The 23,160-nt window shown below is 60.1% G+C and carries 19 protein-coding genes; 8 read left to right on the forward strand and 11 right to left on the reverse strand.

Annotated elements, in window-relative coordinates; genetic code table 11:
* Positions 1 to 219: 219 nt before the first annotated feature.
* The 3 genes from QRN48_RS08470 to QRN48_RS25170 form a co-directional block, all read right to left on the reverse strand.
* A complete protein-coding gene (locus tag QRN48_RS08470) occupies positions 220 to 414 on the reverse strand; it encodes a DUF2788 domain-containing protein (RefSeq protein ID WP_191946042.1) in 195 nt (64 codons plus the stop codon).
* A 24-nt stretch (positions 415 to 438) separates the two neighbouring features.
* A complete protein-coding gene (locus tag QRN48_RS08475) occupies positions 439 to 918 on the reverse strand; it encodes an Lrp/AsnC family transcriptional regulator (RefSeq protein ID WP_037018030.1) in 480 nt (159 codons plus the stop codon).
* 255 nt (positions 919 to 1,173) lie between these two features.
* Positions 1,174 to 1,797, reverse strand: a complete 624-nt coding sequence (locus tag QRN48_RS25170; RefSeq protein WP_420850634.1) for a hypothetical protein — start codon at positions 1,795 to 1,797, stop codon at positions 1,174 to 1,176.
* Between QRN48_RS25170 and QRN48_RS08480 the strand changes: the two genes are divergently transcribed.
* Entirely contained in the window at positions 1,756 to 2,547 is a 792-nt protein-coding gene (locus QRN48_RS08480) for a DUF6515 family protein (protein ID WP_350310422.1), read from the forward strand. The genes QRN48_RS25170 and QRN48_RS08480 overlap by 42 nt on opposite strands.
* A gap of 270 nt (positions 2,548 to 2,817) precedes the next feature.
* On the opposite strand, the gene QRN48_RS08485 is transcribed toward QRN48_RS08480, so the two are convergent.
* Both QRN48_RS08485 and pmcY read right to left on the reverse strand, forming a co-directional pair.
* Positions 2,818 to 3,735 (reverse strand): cation diffusion facilitator family transporter, encoded by a 918-nt coding sequence (locus tag QRN48_RS08485; protein ID WP_191946041.1) that lies wholly within the window; start codon positions 3,733 to 3,735, stop codon positions 2,818 to 2,820.
* A gap of 24 nt (positions 3,736 to 3,759) precedes the next feature.
* Positions 3,760 to 4,185 (reverse strand): periplasmic Zn2+ metallochaperone PmcY, encoded by a 426-nt coding sequence (gene pmcY / locus QRN48_RS08490; protein ID WP_037018032.1) that lies wholly within the window; start codon positions 4,183 to 4,185, stop codon positions 3,760 to 3,762.
* A gap of 145 nt (positions 4,186 to 4,330) precedes the next feature.
* On the opposite strand from pmcY, the gene hrpB reads away from it, so the two are divergent.
* Positions 4,331 to 6,862, forward strand: coding sequence for an ATP-dependent helicase HrpB (hrpB, locus tag QRN48_RS08495; RefSeq protein ID WP_285350033.1), 2,532 nt, complete (start codon positions 4,331 to 4,333; stop codon positions 6,860 to 6,862).
* A gap of 129 nt (positions 6,863 to 6,991) precedes the next feature.
* Entirely contained in the window at positions 6,992 to 9,121 is a 2,130-nt protein-coding gene (locus QRN48_RS08500) for a TonB-dependent siderophore receptor (protein ID WP_502944585.1), read from the forward strand.
* A 93-nt stretch (positions 9,122 to 9,214) separates the two neighbouring features.
* Here QRN48_RS08500 and QRN48_RS08505 read toward each other — a convergent pair whose 3' ends face one another.
* Positions 9,215 to 10,309, reverse strand: coding sequence for an endonuclease/exonuclease/phosphatase family protein (locus tag QRN48_RS08505; protein WP_285350034.1), 1,095 nt, complete (start codon positions 10,307 to 10,309; stop codon positions 9,215 to 9,217).
* A gap of 9 nt (positions 10,310 to 10,318) precedes the next feature.
* Positions 10,319 to 10,972: a YciC family protein gene (locus tag QRN48_RS08510; protein WP_191946037.1), complete on the reverse strand. Its 654-nt coding sequence runs from the start codon at positions 10,970 to 10,972 to the stop codon at positions 10,319 to 10,321.
* A 189-nt stretch (positions 10,973 to 11,161) separates the two neighbouring features.
* On the opposite strand from QRN48_RS08510, the gene QRN48_RS08515 reads away from it, so the two are divergent.
* The 3 genes from QRN48_RS08515 (at position 11,162) to QRN48_RS08525 (ending at position 14,176) form a co-directional block, all read left to right on the forward strand.
* A complete protein-coding gene (locus tag QRN48_RS08515; RefSeq protein ID WP_191946036.1) occupies positions 11,162 to 11,989 on the forward strand; it encodes a DUF2076 domain-containing protein in 828 nt (275 codons plus the stop codon).
* Between the two features lie 302 nt (positions 11,990 to 12,291).
* A complete protein-coding gene (locus tag QRN48_RS08520; protein ID WP_037018047.1) occupies positions 12,292 to 12,771 on the forward strand; it encodes an NYN domain-containing protein in 480 nt (159 codons plus the stop codon).
* 790 nt (positions 12,772 to 13,561) lie between these two features.
* Positions 13,562 to 14,176: a 3'-5' exonuclease gene (locus QRN48_RS08525; RefSeq protein WP_191946035.1), complete on the forward strand. Its 615-nt coding sequence runs from the start codon at positions 13,562 to 13,564 to the stop codon at positions 14,174 to 14,176.
* A gap of 192 nt (positions 14,177 to 14,368) precedes the next feature.
* On the opposite strand, the gene QRN48_RS08530 is transcribed toward QRN48_RS08525, so the two are convergent.
* Entirely contained in the window at positions 14,369 to 16,663 is a 2,295-nt protein-coding gene (locus QRN48_RS08530; protein WP_285350038.1) for a DUF4214 domain-containing protein, read from the reverse strand.
* Between the two features lie 454 nt (positions 16,664 to 17,117).
* Here QRN48_RS08530 and yedA point away from each other — a divergent pair, with 454 nt between their 5' ends.
* Positions 17,118 to 18,017 (forward strand): drug/metabolite exporter YedA, encoded by a 900-nt coding sequence (gene yedA / locus QRN48_RS08535; RefSeq protein WP_191946033.1) that lies wholly within the window; start codon positions 17,118 to 17,120, stop codon positions 18,015 to 18,017.
* Between the two features lie 60 nt (positions 18,018 to 18,077).
* The gene (rhlE1, locus tag QRN48_RS08540) at positions 18,078 to 19,415 is read left to right on the forward strand and encodes an RNA helicase RhlE1 (protein WP_285350040.1); all 1,338 of its coding nucleotides are present in this window, start codon (positions 18,078 to 18,080) and stop codon (positions 19,413 to 19,415) included.
* A gap of 383 nt (positions 19,416 to 19,798) precedes the next feature.
* Here rhlE1 and QRN48_RS08545 read toward each other — a convergent pair whose 3' ends face one another.
* The 3 genes from QRN48_RS08545 to gmd all read right to left on the reverse strand — a co-directional run bounded on the left by QRN48_RS08545 (position 19,799) and on the right by gmd (position 22,983).
* Complete coding sequence (locus QRN48_RS08545) at positions 19,799 to 20,920, reverse strand: glycosyltransferase family 4 protein (RefSeq protein WP_285350042.1); 1,122 nt, start codon at positions 20,918 to 20,920, stop codon at positions 19,799 to 19,801.
* A gap of 135 nt (positions 20,921 to 21,055) precedes the next feature.
* Complete coding sequence (locus tag QRN48_RS08550; RefSeq protein ID WP_285350044.1) at positions 21,056 to 21,952, reverse strand: GDP-mannose 4,6-dehydratase; 897 nt, start codon at positions 21,950 to 21,952, stop codon at positions 21,056 to 21,058.
* A complete protein-coding gene (gene gmd / locus QRN48_RS08555; RefSeq protein WP_037018062.1) occupies positions 21,952 to 22,983 on the reverse strand; it encodes a GDP-mannose 4,6-dehydratase in 1,032 nt (343 codons plus the stop codon). The genes QRN48_RS08550 and gmd overlap by 1 nt, the downstream gene beginning before the upstream one ends.
* Positions 22,984 to 23,160 lie beyond the last annotated feature (177 nt).

A 23,160-nucleotide genomic window follows, 5' to 3' on the forward strand; every position in this document is an offset into this window, starting at 1 on the left:
GTTGCTGACTGGACGAATGCTGACAGGTGTAGGAGCGCGCTTGCCCGCGAAAAATCTTGCCGGCGCCGGAGAGGTGTCGGGTGTACCTGCTGCATATGGGGGATTGATGGTGTGTCAGCGCGGAATTGGGTGCTTGCTCTATCTTTCGCGGGCAAGCGCGCTCCTACAGTGGGGGTGTGCAGCGCTGCGCGAGCTGGGCTTTTGGTCGCAGCCTTGTCACTACAGATACGCGATCACCACACTCTTGATCACAAACGCCAGAATCCCAAGGCCCAGCACTCCGAAAAGAAGAAAGGTGCCGAAACGTCCGGCTTTGGACTTCTTCGCCAGGTCCCAGACGATGAAACCCATGAACCCGACCAGCCCCGTGATCAGGAGCGTCATCATCCATTTTTCGAACGCTGCCGGATCCATGCACGACTCCTTGCCAGACGCGAGTTAGCCGCGCAAATGAACCAGCGGCAGTTCGGTGCTCGCCAGTACCTGGTTCAGCACAAAGCTCGAGCGCACGCTGGTCACCCCATCGATACGGGTCAGGTGGCCGAGGAGGAATTTCTGATAATGGTCCATGTCCGGCACGACCACCTTGAGCTGGTAATCGGCGTCGATCCCGGTCACCAGGCTGCACTCCAGTACTTGCGGGAGGTTGAGGATGTGCTGCTCGAAGTTCTCGAAGCGGTCAGGCGTGTGACGGTCCATGCCGATCAGCACGTAAGCGGTTAGGCTTAGTCCCAGCTTTTTGCGGTCCAGCAGCGCGACCTGGCGCACGATATAGCCGTCGTCCTCCAGTTGCTTCACGCGTCGGGAGCAGGGCGAGGGCGACAGGCCGATGCGCTCGGCCAGCTCCTGATTGGAGATGCGCGCGTCCCGCTGCAGTTCGGCCAAAATACTCAGGTCATATCTGTCGAGCTTGCTCACGATGAGGGCCTTTAATGAATGGATTGCGCTGGATTATCCATCTGAGGAGAATTATTGCGCAAGCGGTGTTTTCATCAGCAACATTCGCAATCTTGTGTCACCTGCAGAGGCCTATTCTTTTAACCAGAATCACTGCCCGGACATAGCGTCCAGTGCGGCCCGCCCAATCAGGCCAGCCGCGGCCTCCAGCCCGACAGGGTTGATCAGGCCACCGGGCTACGCACTGTCCAGAAGACGATGCGAGGTGAGCCGGCGTCAAAAGCGTCGAGCCAGGACGAAGTATTCGAGAGAGGGCCATTGAGCCCTCTTTTTTTGCGCCCGAAATTCAGCACTGAACGGCGCTAGCGCTTCTAGGGTTTCGTTCGCCACGCTGATAGAGTGCGGCGAACGGCGCACCCGACCCGCAGTCCTATCCATAGGTATCCGCGCCGCAGTGAGGAAAGCATGAATATGCGCATCTGGCGTTTGGCAGGTGTCAGTCTCTTGGCCTTGAGCATCAGTGCTCAGGTGTTGGCCGACGACAATAATCAGCAGCAGCAACAGCAGCAACAGCAGCAGCGCCAACAGCAGCAGCGCGGCTTCGAGATGCAGCGCCAGCAGCAAGAGAACCAGCGCGGCTTTGCCGACGATCAACAGCGTCAGCAGCAGCAACAACGCCAACAGCAGGCGCAGCAGCAACAGCAGCAGCGTCAGCAGGAACAGCTGCAACAAAATCGGCAGATTCAGCAGAATCAGCAAGAGCGCGCCAATCAGCAGCGCCAGCAGCAGGAACGCGAGCGCAACCTGCGCGACGACCAACGCCAACAGCAGCAGCAACAACAGCAACAGCGTCAGCAGATGCAGGACCAGCAACGCCGTCAGCAGGAACAGCAGCAGCAACAGCGTCAGCTGCAGGACCGTCAGGGTGGCCTGCCCATTCAGGGTCGGCCTGACACGGTCGTTCAGACGCAGGAGCCGCGTCAGGGTTTTTACCGGGACCAACCTCAGGACACCCGCTGGCGCGGGGGTGATCATCGCCCCGACAACGGCAACTGGCAGGGCGGCCGTCCCGGTGGACATGGCGACGGTTGGGGCGCGGGCCCACGTTATCGTCCCGGCTACCAGATCGACCGCATGCCAGGCGGTTATTCGCGGGTGCCCTATCGCGGTGGGGATTATTACTACTCCAGCGGGTACTGGTATCGCCCGCAAGGGCCGCGTTATGTGGTCGTAGAGCCGCCGCGCGGTGTTCGCGTCCGCTACCTGCCGGACTACGCGCAACAGGTCTGGCTGGGCAGCTCGCTGTTCTTCGTCGCTGCCGGGACGTATTACACCTACGAGCAGAACACCCAGGAATACGTGGTGGCCGAGCCGCCGCAGGGTGTCGAGCCGGTCTATTCACCGCAGCAGCCGCAGCAGCAGCCGATTCAGCAGGCAGCGAACCCCTACGACGTGGTGGCCTATCCGCCTAACGGCAAGCCGCAACAGGAAATCGAACAGGATCGCTACGATTGCTACCGTTACGCGGTGCAGCAGAGCAACTTCGACCCGGCCAGCGCCGGCTACCAACCCGCACCGGAAGTGCTGGGTGTGTACCGTCAGGCGATGGCCAGTTGTTATGCAGGGCGGGGGTATAGCATTCAGCAGTAACAGCGCGGGTCTGTAACCGCATATGCCTGAGTGGGACCGGCTTCAGCCGGGAAGAGGCCGGTTTGAACACCATCAAATCTGCGGCGTGACAACCGACGCCTTCCCGGCTAAAGCCGGTCCCACAAAGGCATGTACACCCAATGTCCACAAGTGCACGCGGTGAGTCAGTGGGACCGGCTTCAGCCGGGAAGAGGCCGGTGTGTGCGCCGTCAAATCTGCGGTGTGACGCCTGACAGCTTCCCGGCTAAAGCCGGTCCCACAAAGGCGTTGTCAACTCAAAATCGGGCCGCGTTGGTGTGCGCCATCGCGGTTCACGACTTCCTGAGGATCGGCATGCACCAGCACTTCGGCTTTGGGGAATGCCTGCTGAATCGCCGCTTCAACCCGCTCGCACAAGTCATGCGCCACCGACAGCGTCAGCGTGCCCGGCAGTTCCAGGTGCAGTTGTACAAACCAGTGGTTGCCTGAAATCCGAGTGCGCAGGTCGTGCGCGCCCAACACGCCCGGTACGCCCTCGGCCAGTTCGAGCATCTTTGCGCTGACGTCCACGGGCAACTCCGCGTCCATCAGCACCGACACGGTCTCGCGGGCGATGGAGATCGCGCTCCACAGAATGTAAAACGCGATGGCCAGACCGAAATAGGCGTCCAGCTGGGAATAGCCGTAATACGCCAGCCCAAGCGCCAGCATGATGCTGAAATTGAGGAGCAGGTCCGACCGGTAATGCAGCGAGTCCGCGCGAATTGCCGCCGAGCCAGTCGCCTTGACAACGCGGTGCTGCAGCGTCAGCAGCGCGATCGTCAGGCCAATCGACAACACCATCACCAGCAAGCCCAGCCCCGGATCACCGAGCGGATGCGGGTGTTGAATGCGATCGATCGCCTGAAAGCCGATCAGAAACGCACTCACCGCAATGAACAACGCCTGCGCCATGCCTGACAACGCTTCGGCTTTGCCGTGACCATAACGGTGATCGTCATCAGCCGGGCGCAATGCGTAGTGCACCGCCAGCAGATTGAGAAACGACGCCGCGCCATCAAGCAAGGAGTCTGTAAGGCCGGCCAGCAAACTGACGGAACCGCTGAGCCACCATGCCACCGCTTTGGCGACAATCAGGATGCTGGCGACCGCAAGCGACGCACGGGTGGCCAGACGCAATAAGCGGGCGTGTTCGGGGCTGGTGCTCATGGCGCTTCCTTCAAATCAAAAAACTCAAGCCGACGGCACGAGGCCCAGAGCGGCAAGCTGCTGGGTACTGCCTTTGTGCTGAATCAGGCGCGGGTCGTCCAATGGCAGCGAGCGGCCCAGTTCAGTCTGGATAATGGCCTGCAGTTTGAGATTGTCGACCGTGCCGTCAGTGCGAACCGCCGGCGCCAGCTTCTGCGGATCGACCTGCGCTTGTTTGCCGCCTGGCAGGTAGATCGCGCCCGTAGCGAAGTCCACGCCGAAAGCGATTACGCCGGGGATGATGTAGAACAGCAGGCCGATGGCGTCGAGGATGACAATAGCCGGGTCCATCCGGCCGCTGCCCTGAATCTGGCCACGACGTTCAGGGTAAAAAATACTGCCGCAGGCAGTCAGTTGCGTCAGCAGACTGGCAACCAGAACACCGCCAATCAAACGGGAAGGAATGCGCATGGGGATCTCCTCAGAAGAAGTCGCAACTATACAAGGCAAACGCCTAAGCAATAAGAGTATCCGTGGGGGGAGGGAGTTCGGTGGGCGCAGATGAACAAAGCTTTAGCCGCGGCCGTATAATCGTCGCCCTGTTTCAGGAGCCCACATGAATTCACTGCCCATCGATGCCGTCCTGCCCGCTTTGCGTCAGGCCTTTGCCGACCGCAACGAGGCGGTGCTCGAAGCGCCGCCCGGCGCGGGCAAAACCACGCGCGTGCCGCTGGCGCTGCTGCATGAAGACTGGCTGGCGGGGCAGACCATCCTGATGCTTGAGCCGCGGCGTCTGGCTGCGCGTGCTGCTGCTGAAAGATTAGCGAGCGAGCTGGGGGAGCGCGTCGGCGAGACCGTGGGTTACCGGATTCGCCTGGACAGCAAAGTCGGCCCGGATACCCGCATCGAAGTGGTCACCGAGGGCATTCTCACCCGGCGCTTGCAGGATGACCCTTCGCTGGAAGGCGTCGGGCTGCTTATATTCGACGAGTTTCATGAACGAAGCCTCGACGCTGATCTGGCGCTGGCCCTGACCCTCAACGGACGGGCACTGTTTCGTGACGAGCAGCCACTGAAGATTTTGCTGATGTCGGCAACCCTCGAAGGCGAGCGCCTGTCGGGTTTGCTCGACGACGCGCCGGTTATCAGCAGCGAGGGACGCATGTTCCCGGTGTCGATGCAGTGGGGGCGGCCTTTTCAGCCGGGAGAGTTCATCGAGCCGCGCGTGGTGCAAACCGTGCTTGATGCGCTGGGCAACGAATCCGGCAGCGTGCTGGTATTTCTGCCTGGGCAGGCGGAGATCCGTCGCGTCAATCAGCAACTGGCTGATTCGATTGGCGAGCGCAGTGACGTGATGTTGTGTCCGTTGCACGGCGAACTCGATCTGAGCGCCCAGCGTGCGGCAATCGAGCCCGCCCCCAAAGGCAAACGCAAAGTCGTGCTGGCCACAAATATCGCCGAAACCAGCCTGACCATCGACGGCGTTCGGGTGGTTGTCGACGCGGGGCTGGCGCGGGTGCCACGCTTCGATCCCGGCAGCGGCATGACGCGTCTTGATACGCAGCGGATATCCCGGGCCAGCGCGACTCAACGCGCGGGCCGGGCAGGGCGGCTTGAACCGGGTGTGTGCTATCGATTGTGGTCCGAGGCGCAGCACGATCAACTGGCGGCGTACGGCGCGGCCGAGATCCTTCAGGCCGATCTGGCCGGCCTGGCCTTGCAGCTCGCGCGATGGGGTGTCGAGCCGGCGCACTTGATCTGGCTGGACCTGCCGCCGGCGGCTGCCTATGCCCAGGCCCAGGACCTGCTGGCACGACTGGGCGCTTTAACGCGGGAGCCGGGCGGCGCATGGAAAATCACTGCCCACGGCCAGTCGATGGCGCAGGTGCCTGCCCATCCGCGCATCGCCCATTTGTTGTTGCGTGGTCATGAGCTTGGCTTGGGTGCGCTGGCGTGCGATGTGGCTGCGCTGTTGGGCGAGCGCGATATTCTGCGCGGCGCCGGTGCCGATCTGCACAGTCGGCTGACGCTGCTGGCGGGCGCCGAGCGAGCCGCGAAAGGCGCCCAGGGCGGGGTGCAAAGGGCACGGCAGTTGTCTCGGCAATATCGCGGGTATCTAAGGGGGGCGGCATGCAAAGCGGTCACTGACCCTGATCATCCTCGCTGGCTCGGCGCGCTGCTGGCGTTGGCGTATCCCGACCGTGTCGCGCAACAACGCAGGCCTGGTGGCGCGGAGTATCGGCTCGCCAATGGCCGCGCCGCCTTGTTTGCCGAACCCGACGCGCTGATGAAACAGCCATGGTTGGTGATTGCTGACCTGGGCAGTCGGCAGGGCCAGCGCGAGGAGCGGATTTACCTGGCGGCCGAGTTCGAGCCTGCATTGTTTGAAAGCGTGCTGGCCGAGCAGGTGACGGTGTTCGATCAGCTGGATTGGGATGAGCGCGAAGGCGTGTTCCGCGCTGAGCGTCAGCGCAAGGCTGGCGAGCTGATTATTAGCCGTGAGCCGTTGACCGGTCTGGATGATTCAGCGCGCGGCCAGGCCTTGCTGGCGTTGGTGCGACGCAAAGGACTGGAGCTGCTGCCATGGACGCCGGAGTTGCGCCAATGGCAAGCCCGCGTCGGTCTGCTGCGTCAGCTGGATCTCCAAAAGCTGAGCGAAAGCGAGTGGCCTGATGTCAGCAATGACGCGTTGCTGGCAGCGCTGGAGCATTGGCTGTTGCCGTATCTGGGCAAGGTCACGCGGTTGAGCCACTTTGGCAATCTGGACCTGTCGTCGATCCTGCATAACCTGCTGCCGTGGCCCTTGCCGCAGCGGCTCGAAGAGTGGGCGCCGCACCATTTGACCGTTCCCTCGGGGTCCTCCGTACGCCTGGACTACAGCGAGTCACCGCCTGTGCTTGCGGTGCGCCTGCAGGAACTGTTCGGCCTGGCCGACACCCCGCGCATCGCCAACGGCCGGCAGAGCGTCAAACTGCATCTACTGTCCCCGGCCCGCCGCCCGGTGCAAGTCACCCAAGACCTCGCCAATTTCTGGCGCAGCACCTATGCCGAGGTGAAGAAGGATTTGAAGGGCCGGTATCCGAAGCACTATTGGCCGGACGATCCGTTGATCGCCGAGCCGACCGCGCGGGTGAAGCCGAGGAAGTAAACGGGCTGCGCACTGGCATGACAACGAGCGGACGAAAAACAACTTCACACGCCATGAGGTAAATGCCGCTTCAACTCGTGTAATAATAACGAATCGCATTTGCGTTGGTTTTATTTACGGAGTCAGCTCGTGGTCAAGCGCTTTAACCGGATTCATGCATCAGTCCTGCTGTGCTCCGCTCTACCTGGTCTTGCAACGGCTGCTCAGACGGTTACCGAACTGGCGCCCAGTGTCATCCAGTCCACACGCGATGCAGCTGACGGCTCGGGAAGCTATACGGTTTCTGAAGGGAGTACCGCCAGCAAGACCTCAACCCAGAATCGGGATGAAGCCCAAACGGTCAACACGGTCACTGCGCAAACCCTGGACGACTATCAGGTCAAAGACCTGAATGACGCCATGCGCTTCGTTAGTGGTGTGTCACAGACGAATACCTTGGGGGGCACGAAGGATGCTGTGATCAAGCGCGGATTTGGCAGCAACGACGACAACTCCATCTTGCGGGACGGGGTCCGCTCGGCGATTGGCCGCAATCTCGGCGCCACCACCGATCACGTGGAAGTGTTGAAGGGCCCTGCGTCGCTGATGTATGGCGCGCTGGAGCCGGGCGGGCTGATCAACGTGATCAGCAAGCAACCGCAGTTCACCCAAAGCACGACATTGACGGGCTCTGGTTTCAGTGAAGGCGGCGGGACGCTTGGGGTGGACACCACCGGACCGCTCGGTGATACCAATCTGGCTTACCGTCTGGTTGCCGAGCGCTCCCACGAGGACTACTGGCGTAATTATGGTGTCGATGAGCACACGCTTATAGCGCCATCGATCGCCTGGGTCGGCGACCGCGCCAGTTTCTCGCTTGCCTACACCTACAACGATTACGCGAGTCCCTTTGACCGCGGCACCGTATTTGTCAAAGGCCACCCGGCCGACATCAGTTACCGCGATCGCCTGGATGAGCGCTGGGCCAAGACCGTCGGCATCAGCCAAAGCACTACCGCAAAGTTTGAGTACCAGCTCAATGACGACTGGCGAAGCCGGTTGACCTACGGCTGGACGGAGGATCGTTACAGTCTGGCGATTGCCCAGCCCAGCACCTTGAACGGCAGCAACCTGCGCCGGATCGCCAATGGTGGGCACTATGACTATGAGAGCCGCTATACCGCGCTGGACTTCATAGGCGATCAGCAGTTGTTCGGCCAGCGGCACGAGATCGTCGTCGGGGTGGACAACGAGTCGCTGGATAAATACCGCGGCAAAACCTACCGCAACGCCAGTAGCTCTGCGGGCAACCTCAACATCCAGAACCCCACCTACGGCAATCTCGCTGAGCCTTCGACCGTCAGCGCAGCGCAGAGCAACGCCGAAAATAACCTGGTCACGACCTCGGCGTACTTCAAGGACAACTGGCACCTCAATGACCGCTGGATTTTGGTCTTTGGTGGTCGTCAGGAACACTGGGATCAATACAGCGATCAAGGGCTGGGCAGCGCGTACGCACCGGGTGCCGATTCCAACGGCGATAAATTTTTGCCCTTTGGCGGGATCGTTTATCAGCCGGCCGACAACGTCGCGCTCTACGCAAACTACAGCCGTTCCTTCGTGCCGAATGATGCCGACGATGCCGGCAACAGCTTCAAGCCTACCGAAGGTCGCAGCTACGAAGTCGGTATCAAATACAGCCCGGTCCAGGCGCTCAACGTCAACCTGGCCGTGTATGACATCGTCAAGAAAAACCTGGTAAACAGCGTGCTGCAGAGCAACGGCGACAGCATTGACGAGGCGGTAGGGAAGGCCCGCTCGCGAGGGGTCGAGCTGGATGTGACCGGAGAGATAGCGCGCAACTGGAGCATCATCGGCACTTACGCCTATGACCACACGGAGGTGCTGAAAAACGCAGAATCCCCTGAGCAGGAAGGCAACCGTTTGCCCAATGCGCCGATGCACACCGCGAGCCTGTACCTCAGTCATCAACTCGGGCTGCCTGCCGAAACCGGCAAGTGGCATGTCGGTGCAGGTGCCCGATACGTCGGAGAGCGGCCGGGCGACGATGCCAATAGCTTCTGGCTCGACAGCTACACGACGGCCGATGCCTTTGTACGCTGGGATTTACCCACCCATGACTACAAGACCAGTCTGCAGCTGAACATCGACAACCTGTTCAACAGAGAATACTACCCGGCCACCACGGGCAGCAGCACGCTCCAGGTGGAGGAGGGCGCGCTCCGAACCGCGCGACTTACGGCCAGCGTCACGTTCTGATTGCAGCGACCGGTGCCGGGGAATCCGGCACGGGTCGGGCAGGAGCAAGTGCCCCTCTCATGCGCCCGCAAAGAGGGCTCTACAACGGTCTTTCTACTCCGCCTTCGCTGGCACGCTGAACCGCGCAATCACCGGCATGTGGTCAGAAATCAACAACGTATCGGCCTGCCTCACCCGCGCTTCAATCTTCTTCAATTCCGGGCTGTAGAACACAAAGTCCTGCGTCCGGTCCGGGCCGCTGATGCGGGGATCGTTGGGGAAGCGGGTGTACCACTTGCGCCGGTCCTCGCCGTTCACCTCGTCGTTGCTCGGGATCATCGGGAAGCTTTCCCACAAGCCCTGAAGCTCACTCACCGCCGAATACGGTGCGCGTTGTTCAACGGCCAGTCGCTGATATTGCCCCAGCGGCAGCAAGTTGAAGTCGCCGCCGGTGATCCACAACGTGGCGTTTTGCTCGAAGGATTGTTGCAACTGACGCACCGCCGCCACCTGTCGCTGTTGCACGTCGCTGCCTGACGCAACGCCGCTCAGGTGCGTGTTGGTCACGGCCAGGCTTCGGCCATCGCTGAGGGGGAGGTAACTGACCAGCAGCGCAGGTTGGGGCTGAAACAGTCGGCTGATGAAATTGCTGGAGGAGGAGGGCAGGTGCAGGCGTTCGGCGCTGTCGAGTTGATACCGGCTCAGCGTCGCCAGCTTGCGCCCGACGCTGCCGAAGATGTGCCGGTCCGGTACAAAATCCGACTTCCAGTAAAACGCTTCGGTGCTGCACGGGTAGAGATCCGCGACGCGCGCCTGAAGCAGGGCGAGTTGGTTGCCGTAGTCGGTGTTCTTCGCGCCGTCGTCAACTTCCTGCAACAGCAAAACGTCCGGTTGCTCGTCACGAATGACCCGCGCCACCTCGTCGAGGTTATAGGCCAGGTCCTCCGGGGTAGGGCGTTCGTCCGGGCCGCTGCCATCGGGCAGGTCGTACCAGAACACGTATCGTTTGCCGGCCAGGTATTGAATATTCCAGGTCATCACCTTGAGCGTCTGACCTGCCGCCAGCACCGGTGGCTTTGCATCCATCGCGTTGCAGGACACCGCCACGTTCTCCCGTCGGGCAGGATGCCAGGTCAGGTCATACAGCAGAATCCCGGACAGCCCGACGAACACCGCGACGTACAGGAGATAGCGCACCGGACGGGCCATCGTCGTGCCTCAGGTCGGCCGGGCGGGGGTGTCGATGAGCATGAACAGCCGGAACATCACCACGCTGATGAACAACTGCAAGAAACTGGAAACGCTGTCCACCGCGATCGACAGCATCGGGCTTTGCTGGTCCGGCAACACGTAGTAGCTCAGGGCTTCCAGCAGCGACAGCGGAATGTAAACGCACAACACGCAGGTGAAAATGCGCAGCACGTGGCCCTGGGTCATCCTGAAGCTTTCGCGCATCGCCTCAAGCGGGCCCATGCCACGCAGCACCAGCAGGTACTCCGACAGGACCAGTTTGATCATCACCCACACGCCCGGCAGGATGAACAGCGACATCCCGGCCATAATCAACAGCGTGCTCAACGCGGTCAGGACTGCGAACATGGGCCACAGGCGCAGCGCTGCGGCAAACAGATTCGCCTTGGGAGGCTCTTCGCCGCGCGTTTTTGCGTCCAGAAAGAGAATCAATGCGCCGGTGTAGAGGGGGTAAAACAGCAAACCGACCAGCAATTGCACGGTCCCGGGGCCTTGGCCAAAGCCGATCAGTTGCTTGGTCAGTGCCTCCAGAATCACCAGCGGCAGGCACAGCGTGAGAATGCTGCCGAAGTTGCGTCGGAAGAAGTACAGCGAGTCTTGCAGAATGGTCAGCGGATTCATGAACGGATCACAGGGCTAAGCAGGCCAACACTGTAACGTAGACCCGCAGAACGGGCCAACCGGCGGGATGAGGCGGGTGTTCTTAACTTTTTTTACATCCTATTGAATCCCCCTTGAAGGCCCCCATTACTGGATGCGTCCGAGCAATGGCTCGAAACAGAATTCCTACGGCAATCTAACGAGGTCGCCATGAACAGCGAAGAACAAACCCTGATCGACGGCTTGTTTGGCAAACTCAAACAAGCGGAAACCGAATCGGCCCCCCGTGACGCGCAGGCCGAAGCGCTGATCAAGGAGCACCTGACTCGCCAGCCTGCCGCGCCTTACTACATGGCGCAGTCGATTCTGGTGCAGGAAGTCGCGATCAAGCAGCTGGAAACTCAGAGCCGTCAGCGCGACGAGCAGATCCAGCAATTGCAGGCGGAATTGCAGCGCCTGCGAGCCGCAGCGCCCGCCGCGCCGTCCAACAGCGGCGGCGGGTTCCTGTCGAGCATCTTCGGCGGCGGCTCGCGTGAACCGCAGGCTCAGCAGCCGGCTTCGTCGTTTTCTCGCCCATCGAGCCCGCAGCCTTCCACTGGCGGCTGGCGTGACAGCGGTCCTGCAAGCCCGCCGCCCTACAACGCGCCGCAGCAGAACTACGCTCAGCCACAGCAAAACTATGCCCAACCGCAACAGGCCCCGGCTGCACCGGTCGGCAGTGGCTTTCTGGGCGGCGCGCTGAAAACCGCAGCAGGCGTGGCCGGTGGTGTGATGCTGGCCGAGGGCATCAGCAGCCTGTTCCACCACAACAGCCAACCGCAGGAAATCGTCGAGATCATCCAGGAACAGCCGGCGCTGCCTGCCGCCGAACATGATCAAGGCGGCAGCGGTGGTTGGGGTGATGATCAGCAGCGCGTGACGGGAAATGACAACACCGGCAATGATGCCTGGGGCAGTGATCCAAACGGGTTTGCCGACACCGATTACGGCGGCGACACAGGTGGTGGCATGTTTGATGACGACGATTCGTTCGTCTGACCTCGTAGGCGCAAACCCCACCGCCCTGTGGAAACGCGGTGGGTCAGCAGTCCCTGTAGGAGCGCTTGCCCGCGAAGAATTTGTTCCGACGACAGATATGTATCGGATGTACCGGCCTCTTCGCGGGCAAGCGCGCTCCTACACCGTTCTGGGATGAATCGCGACTGCGGGGTGTCAGGAATACAGATTGTGTCCCGCAGTCACCTCCACACCCAATCCTTCAATCCCTCCCTCAAACTGGCATACTGAGCGCCGGTCCGGTTTTCGGCCCCTGTCGCTTGTCAGCGCATTGAGGAATTTGGGTGAGAAGAATCGCGGTCTTCGCCGACGTACAAAACCTGTATTACACAGTACGTCAGGCTCACGGTTGCCACTTCAACTACGCCGCCCTGTGGGCCGACATCAGCCAGCGTGGCGAGATCGTCGAGGCGTATGCCTATGCCATTGACCGTGGCGACAGCAAGCAACAGCAATTCCAGCAGATCCTGCGCAACCTCGGTTTTACCGTCAAACTCAAGCCCTACATCCAGCGCAGCGACGGCTCGGCCAAAGGCGACTGGGACGTGGGCATCACCATCGACATCATGGACGTTGCGCCGAATGTCGATGAGGTGGTGCTGGCGTCGGGCGATGGAGATTTCGACCTGCTGCTGGAGCGCATCATCAGCAAGCACGGCGTCGAAGCGATTGCCTACGGCGTGCCCGGGTTGACCGCGAATTCGTTGATACGCGCCGCCAGCCGATATGTGCCGATTGAAGGCGGGTTGCTGCTCAGGGCGTGATTGCCATGCTGACCAGTGCCGATTGAAACCACATTGTTCGCTAGACTTGGCCGCAAAGGCTGACACCGCCGAACCCGTAGGAGCCGGCTTGCTGGCGAACCCGGCCCGGCTCATGATCACGGGTGGACTGCTCCACCGCGTTCGCCACCGTCGTAACCTCCGACAGCTCCTACGGGGGCGTGCCACGAAGGCAATCAGTGGTGAGCCACCAGAACGATTTCCGAGACTGAGCCTCGCGGCCAGCCGGTCTGCGTTGATTTAAAACACGTTGTTCGCAAGACGTGACCGCAAAGTGACAAACACCGCCAAACCTGTAGGAGCCGGCTTGCTGGCGAACCCGATCTGTCTGATCATCATTGTTCGACTGACCCACCGCGTTCGCCACCGTCGTAACCTCCGACAGCTCCTACAGAGGCGTGCGTGAAGTCGATCAGGGACGTGCGTGGAGTCGATCAGGGGCGTGCCACGAAGGCGATCAGTGGTGAGCCACCAGGACGATTTCCGAGGTTGAGCCGCGCGGCCAGCCGGTCTGCGTTGATTGAAACCACGTTGTTCGCGAGACGTGACCGCAAAGTGACAAACACCGCCAAACCTGTAGGAGCCGGCTTGCTGGCGAACCCGATCTGTCTGATTATTATGGTTCGACTGACCCACCGCGTTCGCCACCGTCGTAACCTCCGACAGCTCCTACGGGGGCGTGTCGTGTTCGCCGAAGGGGTGTTCACTGCTGCATTCGCGCAGCGCTAATACCTAAAACGCGAAAAACCCGCTATTTTTTGAAGGTCATTCCATGCAAGAACGCATCGCCGTCATCGACTTCGAGACCACCGGCATTTCCCCCAGCAGCTACTGCCGCGCCACGGAAATCGCTGTGGTCATCGTCGAGCAGGGTGTGATCGTCGAGCGTTATCAGAGCCTGATGAACGCCGGCGTGCGCATTCCGTCGTTTATCGAATCCCTTACCGGCATCAGCAACAGCATGCTGCGCACAGCGCCACCGGCCGAACGCGTGATGAACGAAGTCGCCGAGTTCGTCGGCCTGACGCCGTTGGTGGCGCACAACGCCTCTTTCGACCAGAAGTTCTGGGATTTCGAGCTGTCGCGCATCAAGCGCAATCGCGTGCAAAGCTTTGCCTGTTCTATGTTGCTCGCGCGGCGTCTACTGCCAAGCGCGCCCAACCACAAACTCGGCACCCTCACCAGCTGGGCGGGCCTGCCCCACACCGGCAAGGCTCACCGGGCCATGGCCGATGCCGAAATGGCCGCCAACCTCACGCTGCACCTGGGCCATCAACTGCGCGACACCCATGGCCTGGCGGGCGTTTCCCACCAGTTGCTGTGTACATTGCAGAAGGTTCCGGCGAAGAAGATTGCCGAAGCGATAAGCAAGCATCGGGGGCTCTAGCCCTGTTCTTGTAATCGGCTCAGCGTTTGGACAGGTATTGGCGATAGCCAGTCTTTGCAATGCCTCCACCTGCTCGAAGTGCCTGCGTGCCGAGGGAGCTTGCGCGTGCAAATGCGTTTCCAACAAGCCAGGCGGGATGAAACCCTGCAGGATGTTCCTCCGCAGGGTTATCCAGCCTCTGGCGCAGGAGGCTTAAGCCCAGTCTGCATGCCCGACCAAGTGGATGAACCCGGCATCGCCTTCGGTTAGTGCAGCAGACTCCGCCACGTTGGCAATATTGAATGCGACCTGCCCACGGCTTGTGCCGCTTTCCAGCGAGTGGACCCAATAGGCCAGGCCGTCAGCGTCGCTCCCTCTGCCCAGCACCTTGTTATACAGCTGGTCTACAAAGGCTGCGTTGCTGCCATTGGGCAGGCTCTGGGAAAATTCGGCAGATTGTACAAAGGTATTCGCAAGCTGCGCACCGGTTTCGCCTGAAGCGCCCACAGACAGCCAGAACTTCAGGCCTTCGGTATCTGGAGCACGATCCAGAATGGTATACAGGCGGCCAATACTCGCCTGCGCCGAGTCGAGAATGAACACATCGCGATCTGCGAAATCAAGCACATTGAAGCCACTCAGCTCAAAGTGCGCAGCAGCACCTGTGGAGCGACCGATTGATAGCGCGTCGGTACCGAGTGCGCTAATCCTGTAGGCGGATGCAGCGTCGTTGAAAATAAACGTGTCGACACCGGCGTTGCCCAACAGATATGAGCCCGCGGTGCTGTCCAGCCTGACTTCCTGCTCGCTGATCTGATCATCACCAGCCGTGCCAATGGCTAAACCCTTGCCCACCATCATATCCAGGTTATTCCAGGCGTTATGATCCACGATCCTTATGAATCCCGTTTCGCCTTCGGAGAAGTCTCGGCTCTCGCGCGAGTTAAGTAAGTTGTCAATGACTGCTGTTCGACTTAAACCATGTTCCTGAAGCGTGTTCCAGTACGACACACCTGAATCATCGCCCGTGCGATGCAGCAGGGTCTTATACAGATCAAGGACAAAGTCCCGGTTATCAAGCACGCTGTAGCGCTGTACTACTTCAGCGGAATTCACAAAAGCATCGCGAATCTCTGCGTACGAACTGCCCATCGCCTGCTGCGCCAGCCAGTAATTCAAACCTTGATAATCGGGCGTACGACCGAACACTGCATAGAGCCTGGCGACGTCAGCCTGGTCCTCAGTGAGCGCGATGTGATGAAGGTCCGTACTAAAACTCAGCGAAACAGTGGCGTCACTCTCGCCGTTGAACGCGCCATACCGGCTGCGAAAAGCCATGAGCAGTTCGTCCAGACTGGCACTGCGGTCCATGAAAGCCAACTGTTCGATGCTTGAGAGCGTGTCCACATCGGACGATTGCGCATCATGAACGCTTAAGGTGGCATTTCTTACAAGCGCGGCATCGTAGGTTGCGAAATAACGGCCCCCTACCTCCGCATACACAGCGGTGTCGATGCCGTTGCCACCGTAGAGCAAATCCGAGCCGGTTCCACCCATCAGCCGATCATTGCCATCGCCGCCTTGCAGCAAGTCATTGCCCGCGTTTGCATTGAGAAAGTTGTCACTGGCATTGCCGATCAGCGCATCCGCACCTGCACCAGTAATCGCGTTCTCGATAACTGTGCCGCGTGCGATTGCAATATTCGACAGGCCGCCGTACACGCTGGAAAAAGCTTCACTTCTCAAATCGACTATTTGAGCGCCGACATAGGCGCTGACGTTGATCGTGTCATTGCCGGCCGAATCATAAATCGTGGCCACCAAGCCAGGCGTAAAGTCGGTTCCGGTGTTAGTCGCATTATTGTTGAAACTGTAAGTATCGTTACCCGTGCGGGTAACGGCGGTGCCGTACAGTGACTGGATGGCCACGATGTCTGCCAACATGGGCGTAGCGACGTAGCCGAAGGAGGCATCGGAGTAAATATTCTGGTCCTGACTGAAGTAGGACATTATCGAATATTTCCAGCTGTCCTCTTGATAGAAGGCATCGTTGGGAAAGACCGCGTCGCCGTTGTAATTGCCCGCATGGCCTAACCCCAGCGCGTGGCCGATTTCATGAATATAGGTTTGCTGATAATACCGACCGTAATTCACCCAATCGGAAGCGATGTTAACGCTGCTGTCCGAGATAACGCTGCCGACGTAATTGGAGCTGCTGTATGCGCCGCTTTTGTTTTCGCTGAAATTGATCGCAGCGGCAGCGGAGGTTTCTACAAAGTGGAGGCCACTGACGTTGGTCCAGGTTTGCAGCGCAGATCGCGCAACAGCCTGGGCGTTCGCACTCAAGCTGGCCAAATTGACGGTGAGCGACCCACCGGCATGCACGTCAAAGTGGTGCTGGGAACCGCCATAGGAATCGTACCAAAACCCATCGGTCAGGTAGCTGGCTTGCTGGTCCAGCGTCAGATGTCCAAGAACCGCCTGGCTGGTGGCTGTCTGTTTGCTCACGCCTTGGCCGGTTGCTCCTTCGGCCCAAAGTTGGGTGAGCGCATCGCACACTGAACACATGTAGAAACTCCGGGGCAAGGCATGCCTGCCCAAATCAATGAAGCGAGAATCGGGTAAGGATCGGGATGACTTCAAACCGCTGAAACGGCTTGAAAGCGGGCGTTGTGACCCTCGAGCGAGTTTCCCTCGCCTTGAAATGACGCTGGTGTTTACTCGGCGAGAAGGTACGCCAGGGCACGCCTAAACCCCCTCAATCCCATTACTGATGAAGTTGTCGGCACGTTTTCTTGTGACTTAAGGCCGTTTATTTCTGCAGCCGATGAAAGACAGGGGGAAGACGCCGGGGAATGCGCTAAAAGTGTACGGGTCGAATAATCCCCATTTGTAACTGACGTCATTGCCCCGGACATTTCTAGAATCAGTCCCACAATAAATGACTGCACCAGAGCCCTTCATGCCTGCCGCCCGCCGTTTTCCCCTGCTGCTCATCGGGGCCTTTTTCGCGCTTTATGTGATCTGGGGCTCAACCTACCTCGCCATCCGCATCGGCATTGAGACCTGGCCCCCACTGATGATGGCCGGGGTGCGCTTCACCATCGCCGGCTCCATCCTGTTCGCCTTCATGCGCTTTCGCGGCGCGCCGATGCCTACTTGGAAACAATGGAAGGCCGCCGGCATGATCGGCTTTCTGTTGCTCGCCTGCGGCAATGGCGGCGTCACCCTGGCGGAACATGCGGGCGTTGCCTCCGGCGTTGCCGCACTGGCGGTGGCCTCGGTGCCACTCTTCACCTTGCTGTTCGGTCTGTTCTGGGGCCATCGCAATACCGGCCTTGAATGGGCCGGCATCCTGCTCGGCCTCGTCGGCATCTCCCTACTCAACCTTGGCTCCAACCTGCAGGCCAGCCCCATGGGCGCGGCGCTGGTTATCTTTGCCGCCGCCACCTGGGCGTTCGGTTCGGTGTGGAGCCGCTACCTGCCGCTGCCTTCAGGACCCATGGCCAGCGCCTGCGAAATGCTGGTGGCCGGCGCCGTGCTGCTGCTCGGGAGCTTCGTCAGCGGTGAGCGCGTCACCCAGTCCCCCGGCCTGTCCGGCTGGCTGGTGATGGCCTATCTGGTGGTGTTTGGCTCCATCGTCGCGTTCAGCTCCTACATGTACCTGCTCAAAAATGTCCGACCCGCTGCCGCGACCAGCTATTGCTACGTCAACCCCGCGGTGGCGGTGCTGCTCGGCGTGTTGTTCGCGGGCGAACACATCGGCTGGGCAGAAGGCGCGGCGATGGCGGTGATCATCAGCGCCGTCGTGCTCATCGGCCTGCCGCAGTGGCGCAAGCAGAAACCGGTAGAGAAAGGGTAAACTGCGCGCAATCGTCTTCTACAGACGCGTGTGCGCTGATCTTTTTCCAACGGTATTCAAATGACATTCGCCTCCCTCGGCCTGATCGAACCCCTGCTGCGTGCCCTCGAAACACTGGGCTACCAGACGCCCACCCCCGTTCAGGCCCGGGCCATCCCGCCCGTGCTCGAAGGCCGCGACCTCATGGCCGCCGCCCAGACCGGCACCGGCAAAACCGGGGGCTTCGCGCTGCCGTTGCTGCAACGCCTGACCATGGAAGGCCCCAAAGTCGCCCCTAACTCGGTGCGTGCGCTGATCCTGGTGCCGACCCGCGAGCTGGCCGAACAGGTTCACGAAGCCATCGCTCAATACGGCGAACACCTGCCGCTGACCACTTACGCGGCCTATGGCGGCGTGAGCATCAACCCGCAGATGATGAAGCTGCGCCGAGGCGTCGACGTGCTGGTGGCCACCCCCGGTCGCTTGCTCGATCTGCATCGCCAGAACGCCGTCAAGTTTTCCCAGCTGCAAACGCTGATCCTCGACGAAGCTGATCGCATGCTCGATCTGGGCTTCTCCGAAGAGCTGCGCAGCATCTACGCCGCCTTGCCGAAACGTCGCCAGACGCTGCTGTTCTCCGCGACCTTCTCCGATGCCATTCGCGCGCTGGCCGAGCAAATGCTCGACAACCCGCTGAGCATCGAAGTCAGCCCGCGCAACGTGGCGGCGTCGTCGGTCAAGCAGTGGATCGTCACCGTCGACAAGAAGCGTAAAAGCGAGCTGTTTATTCATCTGCTCAAAAAGCAGCGCTGGAGCCAGGTGCTGGTATTCGCCAAGACCCGCGTCGGCGTCGATCAACTGGTGGAGCGCCTGCAAGGCCTGAGCATCAACGCCGACGGCATTCACGGCGACAAACCCCAAGCCACTCGCCAGCGCGCACTGGATCGTTTCAAGAGCGGTGACGTGCAGATCCTCGTCGCCACTGATGTCGCCGCCCGTGGTCTGGACATCGACGACCTGCCGACCGTGGTCAACCTCGACCTGCCGATCGTTGCCGAAGACTACATCCACCGCATCGGTCGCACCGGCCGCGCGGGCCAGACCGGCGAAGCGATCTCTCTGGTGTGCGCCGACGAGGTCGACTTGCTCAGCGCCATCGAAGTGCTGACCCGCCAGACCCTGCAACGCCGCGAAGAACCCGACTTCATCCCGGAACACCGCGTACCGGTGACCGATGCCACCGGGCAAATTCTCAAAAAGCCGAAAAAACCGAAGAAACCCAAAACCAGCGGGGGCGGCGGTAAACGCAACCTCGGTAAGTGGGTAGACAGCGGAGAGACTGCGGCGGAAGTGCCAGCGGCCAAGCCTGTTCGGAAAGTGCCGGTGTTCAACACCGGGCCGCGCAAGCGTAAGCCGTAAGGAAAATACGGCGCGAGTCCGGGCGATCTCACCAGTGCCCGGACTTCAGCGCGATCAATGCAGGACCGGCTTCAGCCGGGAAGAGGCCTGCATGAGCACCGTCAGATTTTCAGCGTGACAACCGACGCCTTCCCGGCTAAAGCCAGTCCCACTAGGTGACCGCGCTGTGTCAGTGGGACCGGCTTCAGCCGGGAATAGGCAGGTGTGATCGCCATCAATCCTGCGGCGTGACCACTGACGCCTTCCCGGCTAAAACCGGTCCACAGGGTGAACGCTGCGGTCAGTGGGACCGGCTTCAGCCGGGAATAGGCAGGTGTGATCGCCATCAATCCTGCGGCGTGACAATGCCCCTTTCCAGGCTAAAGCCAGTCCTACAAAAATGCCTATCGCTTGCGCAGCACGTCCTGATACAAATCGGCGTACGCCTTCACCATCGTCGGCGCCGTAAACATCGACTCAAACCGCTGCACCGCTTTCAATCCCATCTGCTTAGCGAGCTCTCTGTCATTCCAGAGCGTCTCCATCGCCACCGCCAACGCATTTGAATCACGCGGCGCCACGACCAGCCCCGTCTCGTTCGCGATGTTAATAAAGGTGGTCCCCGTGCCCATCTCGCACGAGATCATAGGCTTGCCATACATCGCCGCTTCCAGCAGCGAGATGCCGAACGACTCCGAACGCTGGTGTGACGGAAAGACAAACGTCTCACACAGCATCAGCAGCGCGTTCTTGTCTTCATCCGGCAGGCTGCCCACAAACAGGACATTGTCGAGCCCAAGCGCATTGGCCTTGGCCTTGAGTTCAAGCTCCTGATGCCCGCCGCCCATGATCACCACCGGCAAGCGATTCTTCGCCGCAGCTTCCAGCAGGAAGTCGAGGCCCTTGTAATAACGCAGCGCACCGACGAACAAAAAGAAGCGTTCGCCCAGTTGCTGTTTCCAGTGCGCAAGCTTCGCAGGCGACGGGGCAGGGTAGGTGGCTCGATCAAGACCAAACGGAATGATCTCCACCTTATCCTTGAAGCGAGTCAGTACATCGCTGCTGGCGGCGTAGTTGGGGGAGGACACCACAATACGGTCCACGCTGCCGAGGAAGCGATTCATCAGCGGCGCATACAGCTTGAGCAGCGTCTTCTGCTTAATGATGTCCGAGTGGTAACTCACCACCGTCGGCTTATTGATCTGCGCGGCGAAGTGCGCAATGTCCATGTATGGCCACGGGAAGTGGTAATGCACGATGTCCGCTTCGCTCGCCAATTCCTTGAAGTCCCGAATGCCCGACAGCGAAAAACCTGTCGAGGCCACGTACAAGTCCTGCTTCGATCGATGGGCAATGTGGTTGCCGACCGTCTCGTTACGCGCCGCCCCTTCCTTGCTCAGGGAAAGCACTTCGGAATGGATACCGTGAGCCTGACAACCCTGTGCCAGCTGAAAGATGACTTGCTCGACGCCACCGCCCTTGCTTTCCGGGAAGTAGGTCTTGAAGAAGTGCAAAACTTTGGTCATCAGCATTCTCTGACGAAACGATAACGTCCGCTGTTCTCGCGAGGTGTGCTTTGCGTATAAAGCGGAGATGTGTGGTGCGGAGAATAAAGGAAAACCCGAAGCGCCTCACAGCGCTTCGGGTTGGATGTTGCGGAGTTACGCGTCGGCCAGCATCCAGCCAAGCGTTTCGCTCAGCTCGGGTGTCTGCCAGCCTGGGACCAGAGACTTCAGCTTGCTGTTGTCACCACACAGGGTCTTCACCTCGTTGGCTCGCACGAAAGCAGGGTTCACTTCGACGGTAAGGTCGTGGCCCGTGATGGCGCGACACATGTCGAGCACTTCGCGGAGCGAGTGAGTCTTGCCCGAACTGACGTTCACGTACTGACCAAACGGCTTGGCCTCCAGCAGCCCGCGGTAGGCGGACACCAGCGCACGGACGTCGCTGAAGTCACGCCACACATCCAGGTTGCCCAGCTCGATCTTGTCGGCCTTCTCGCGGAAGTGTTTGACGATTTTCGGGAGCAGGAAGTTATCCGCCTGCCCCACGCCGGTGTAGTTGAACGGACGCGCGATGATGATCGGCAACCGCCCGAACCACAGACTGGCCATGTATTCCATGGCCAGCTTGCTGACGGCGTAATCGTTGGCCGGCGCCGGTGTGGTGCTCTCGTCAAGCAACCCCTCCGACGCATTGCCGTACACATTGGCACTGCTGGCGATCAAAACGCTTTCAGGCGTTTTGCCGCAGTGAGCAATGGCTTCGAGCAGGTTGCGCGTACCGATCAGGTTGACCTGATAGAACGCATCCGCTGCGCCGTGCCCGACAAAGGCCAATGCTGCGAGATGAACAACGATGTCCGGCTGAAGCTCTGCCAGCAGCTTGCTCAGACCCACCAGATCGGTGAGGTCAGCCTGATGATAATTGGCATCGTCGGACGGATGACTGCCCAGACCGACGACCTCGCAGCCTTGGGCTACGAGCTCGGCCGCCATGTAGCGCCCCGTGAATCCATGAATACCCGTTATCAGCGCGCGCTTGCCGGCCATACTCATCAGAACGAAAACCCTTTCTCGTTACGACGCAGGTCGGCTTCCACCATCATGCGGCACAGCTCTTCCAGGTTGGTCTTCGGCTCCCAGCCCAAGACTTCCTTGGCCTTGGCCGGGTTACCGATCAACAGCTCAACTTCAGTCGGACGGTAGAACTTAGGATTGACCGAGACCAGGACCTTGCCAGTGTCGGCGCAGGTGCCTTTCTCTTCTTCCGCTTCACCACTCCAGTTGATGGTGATACCGACAGCCTTGAACGCCATCGCGACGAAGTCACGAACGGTTTCAGTGCGGTTGGTGGCCAGGACGAAGGTGTCCGGCTCATCAGCCTGCAGCATGCGCCACATGCCTTCGACGTACTCTTTGGCAAAGCCCCAGTCGCGCTTGGCGTCCATGTTGCCCAGTACCAGCGAGTCCTGAAGACCCAACTTGATCTTGGCAACAGTGTCAGTAATTTTGCGCGTTACGAACTCACGGCCGCGAAGTGGCGACTCGTGGTTGAACAGGATGCCGCTGGTCGCAAAAATGCCGTACGACTCGCGATAGTTGATGGTCATCCAGTGTGCGTACAGCTTGGCAACGCCATAAGGGCTGCGCGGGTAGAACGGAGTGTCCTCGACCTGAGGAATGGCCTGAACCTTACCGAACATCTCGGAAGTCGACGCTTGGTAGAAGCGGACTTTCGGGTTAACGATACGGATGGCTTCCAGCAGGTTGACAGCGCCCAGGCCGGTGATTTCGGCGGTGGTGATTGGCTGCTCAAAGGAAACACCCACGAAGCTCTGCGCGGCGAGGTTGTACACCTCGGTGGCTTCAGTGGTCTGCAGCAGACGGATGCTGGCCGAGAGGTCTGTCAGGTCGTATTCGACCAAGTGCAGGTTTGGATTGTTCTGGATGCCCAGTTCTTCGATCCGCCAGAAATTGACAGAACTGGTACGACGATAGGTGCCGTAGACGGTGTAGCCCTTGCCAAGCAGCAGTTCAGCCAGGTAGGCGCCGTCTTGACCAGTGATGCCGGTAACGATTGCTTTCATGCGAATCCTTTGAACTCCGTTTGGGTGCGCTACTGCACGTATTGAGATGAGGCCATGTAAGACAGGTGTGCATGGTACAACGTGCCAAGCTGCACACCAAGGCCTGACCAACTTGCTAATTCGTCACGTGATCATCCGGCGAACGACGCTCGCAACGCCTAACGTAAAGCCCGTCCA

This window comes from Pseudomonas sp. ME-P-057, from assembly GCF_030208975.1.
Taxonomy (GTDB): Bacteria; Pseudomonadota; Gammaproteobacteria; order Pseudomonadales; family Pseudomonadaceae; genus Aquipseudomonas; species Aquipseudomonas lutea.

What these genes read in the sequence shown, in the direction of transcription:
- QRN48_RS08470 (WP_191946042.1), bottom strand. Translation starts at nt 414, where the DNA reads ATGGATCCGGCAGCGTTCGAAAAATGGATGATGACGCTCCTGATCACG.
- QRN48_RS08480 (WP_350310422.1), top strand. Translation starts at nt 1,756, where the DNA reads ATGCAGGACCAGCAACGCCGTCAGCAGGAACAGCAGCAGCAACAGCGT.
- QRN48_RS08485 (WP_191946041.1), bottom strand. Translation starts at nt 3,735, where the DNA reads ATGAGCACCAGCCCCGAACACGCCCGCTTATTGCGTCTGGCCACCCGT.
- pmcY (WP_037018032.1), bottom strand. Translation starts at nt 4,185, where the DNA reads ATGCGCATTCCTTCCCGTTTGATTGGCGGTGTTCTGGTTGCCAGTCTG.
- hrpB (WP_285350033.1), top strand. Translation starts at nt 4,331, where the DNA reads ATGAATTCACTGCCCATCGATGCCGTCCTGCCCGCTTTGCGTCAGGCC.
- QRN48_RS08505 (WP_285350034.1), bottom strand. Translation starts at nt 10,309, where the DNA reads ATGGCCCGTCCGGTGCGCTATCTCCTGTACGTCGCGGTGTTCGTCGGG.
- QRN48_RS08510 (WP_191946037.1), bottom strand. Translation starts at nt 10,972, where the DNA reads ATGAATCCGCTGACCATTCTGCAAGACTCGCTGTACTTCTTCCGACGC.
- QRN48_RS08515 (WP_191946036.1), top strand. Translation starts at nt 11,162, where the DNA reads ATGAACAGCGAAGAACAAACCCTGATCGACGGCTTGTTTGGCAAACTC.
- QRN48_RS08525 (WP_191946035.1), top strand. Translation starts at nt 13,562, where the DNA reads ATGCAAGAACGCATCGCCGTCATCGACTTCGAGACCACCGGCATTTCC.
- yedA (WP_191946033.1), top strand. Translation starts at nt 17,118, where the DNA reads ATGCCTGCCGCCCGCCGTTTTCCCCTGCTGCTCATCGGGGCCTTTTTC.
- rhlE1 (WP_285350040.1), top strand. Translation starts at nt 18,078, where the DNA reads ATGACATTCGCCTCCCTCGGCCTGATCGAACCCCTGCTGCGTGCCCTC.
- QRN48_RS08545 (WP_285350042.1), bottom strand. Translation starts at nt 20,920, where the DNA reads ATGACCAAAGTTTTGCACTTCTTCAAGACCTACTTCCCGGAAAGCAAG.
- QRN48_RS08550 (WP_285350044.1), bottom strand. Translation starts at nt 21,952, where the DNA reads ATGAGTATGGCCGGCAAGCGCGCGCTGATAACGGGTATTCATGGATTC.
- gmd (WP_037018062.1), bottom strand. Translation starts at nt 22,983, where the DNA reads ATGAAAGCAATCGTTACCGGCATCACTGGTCAAGACGGCGCCTACCTG.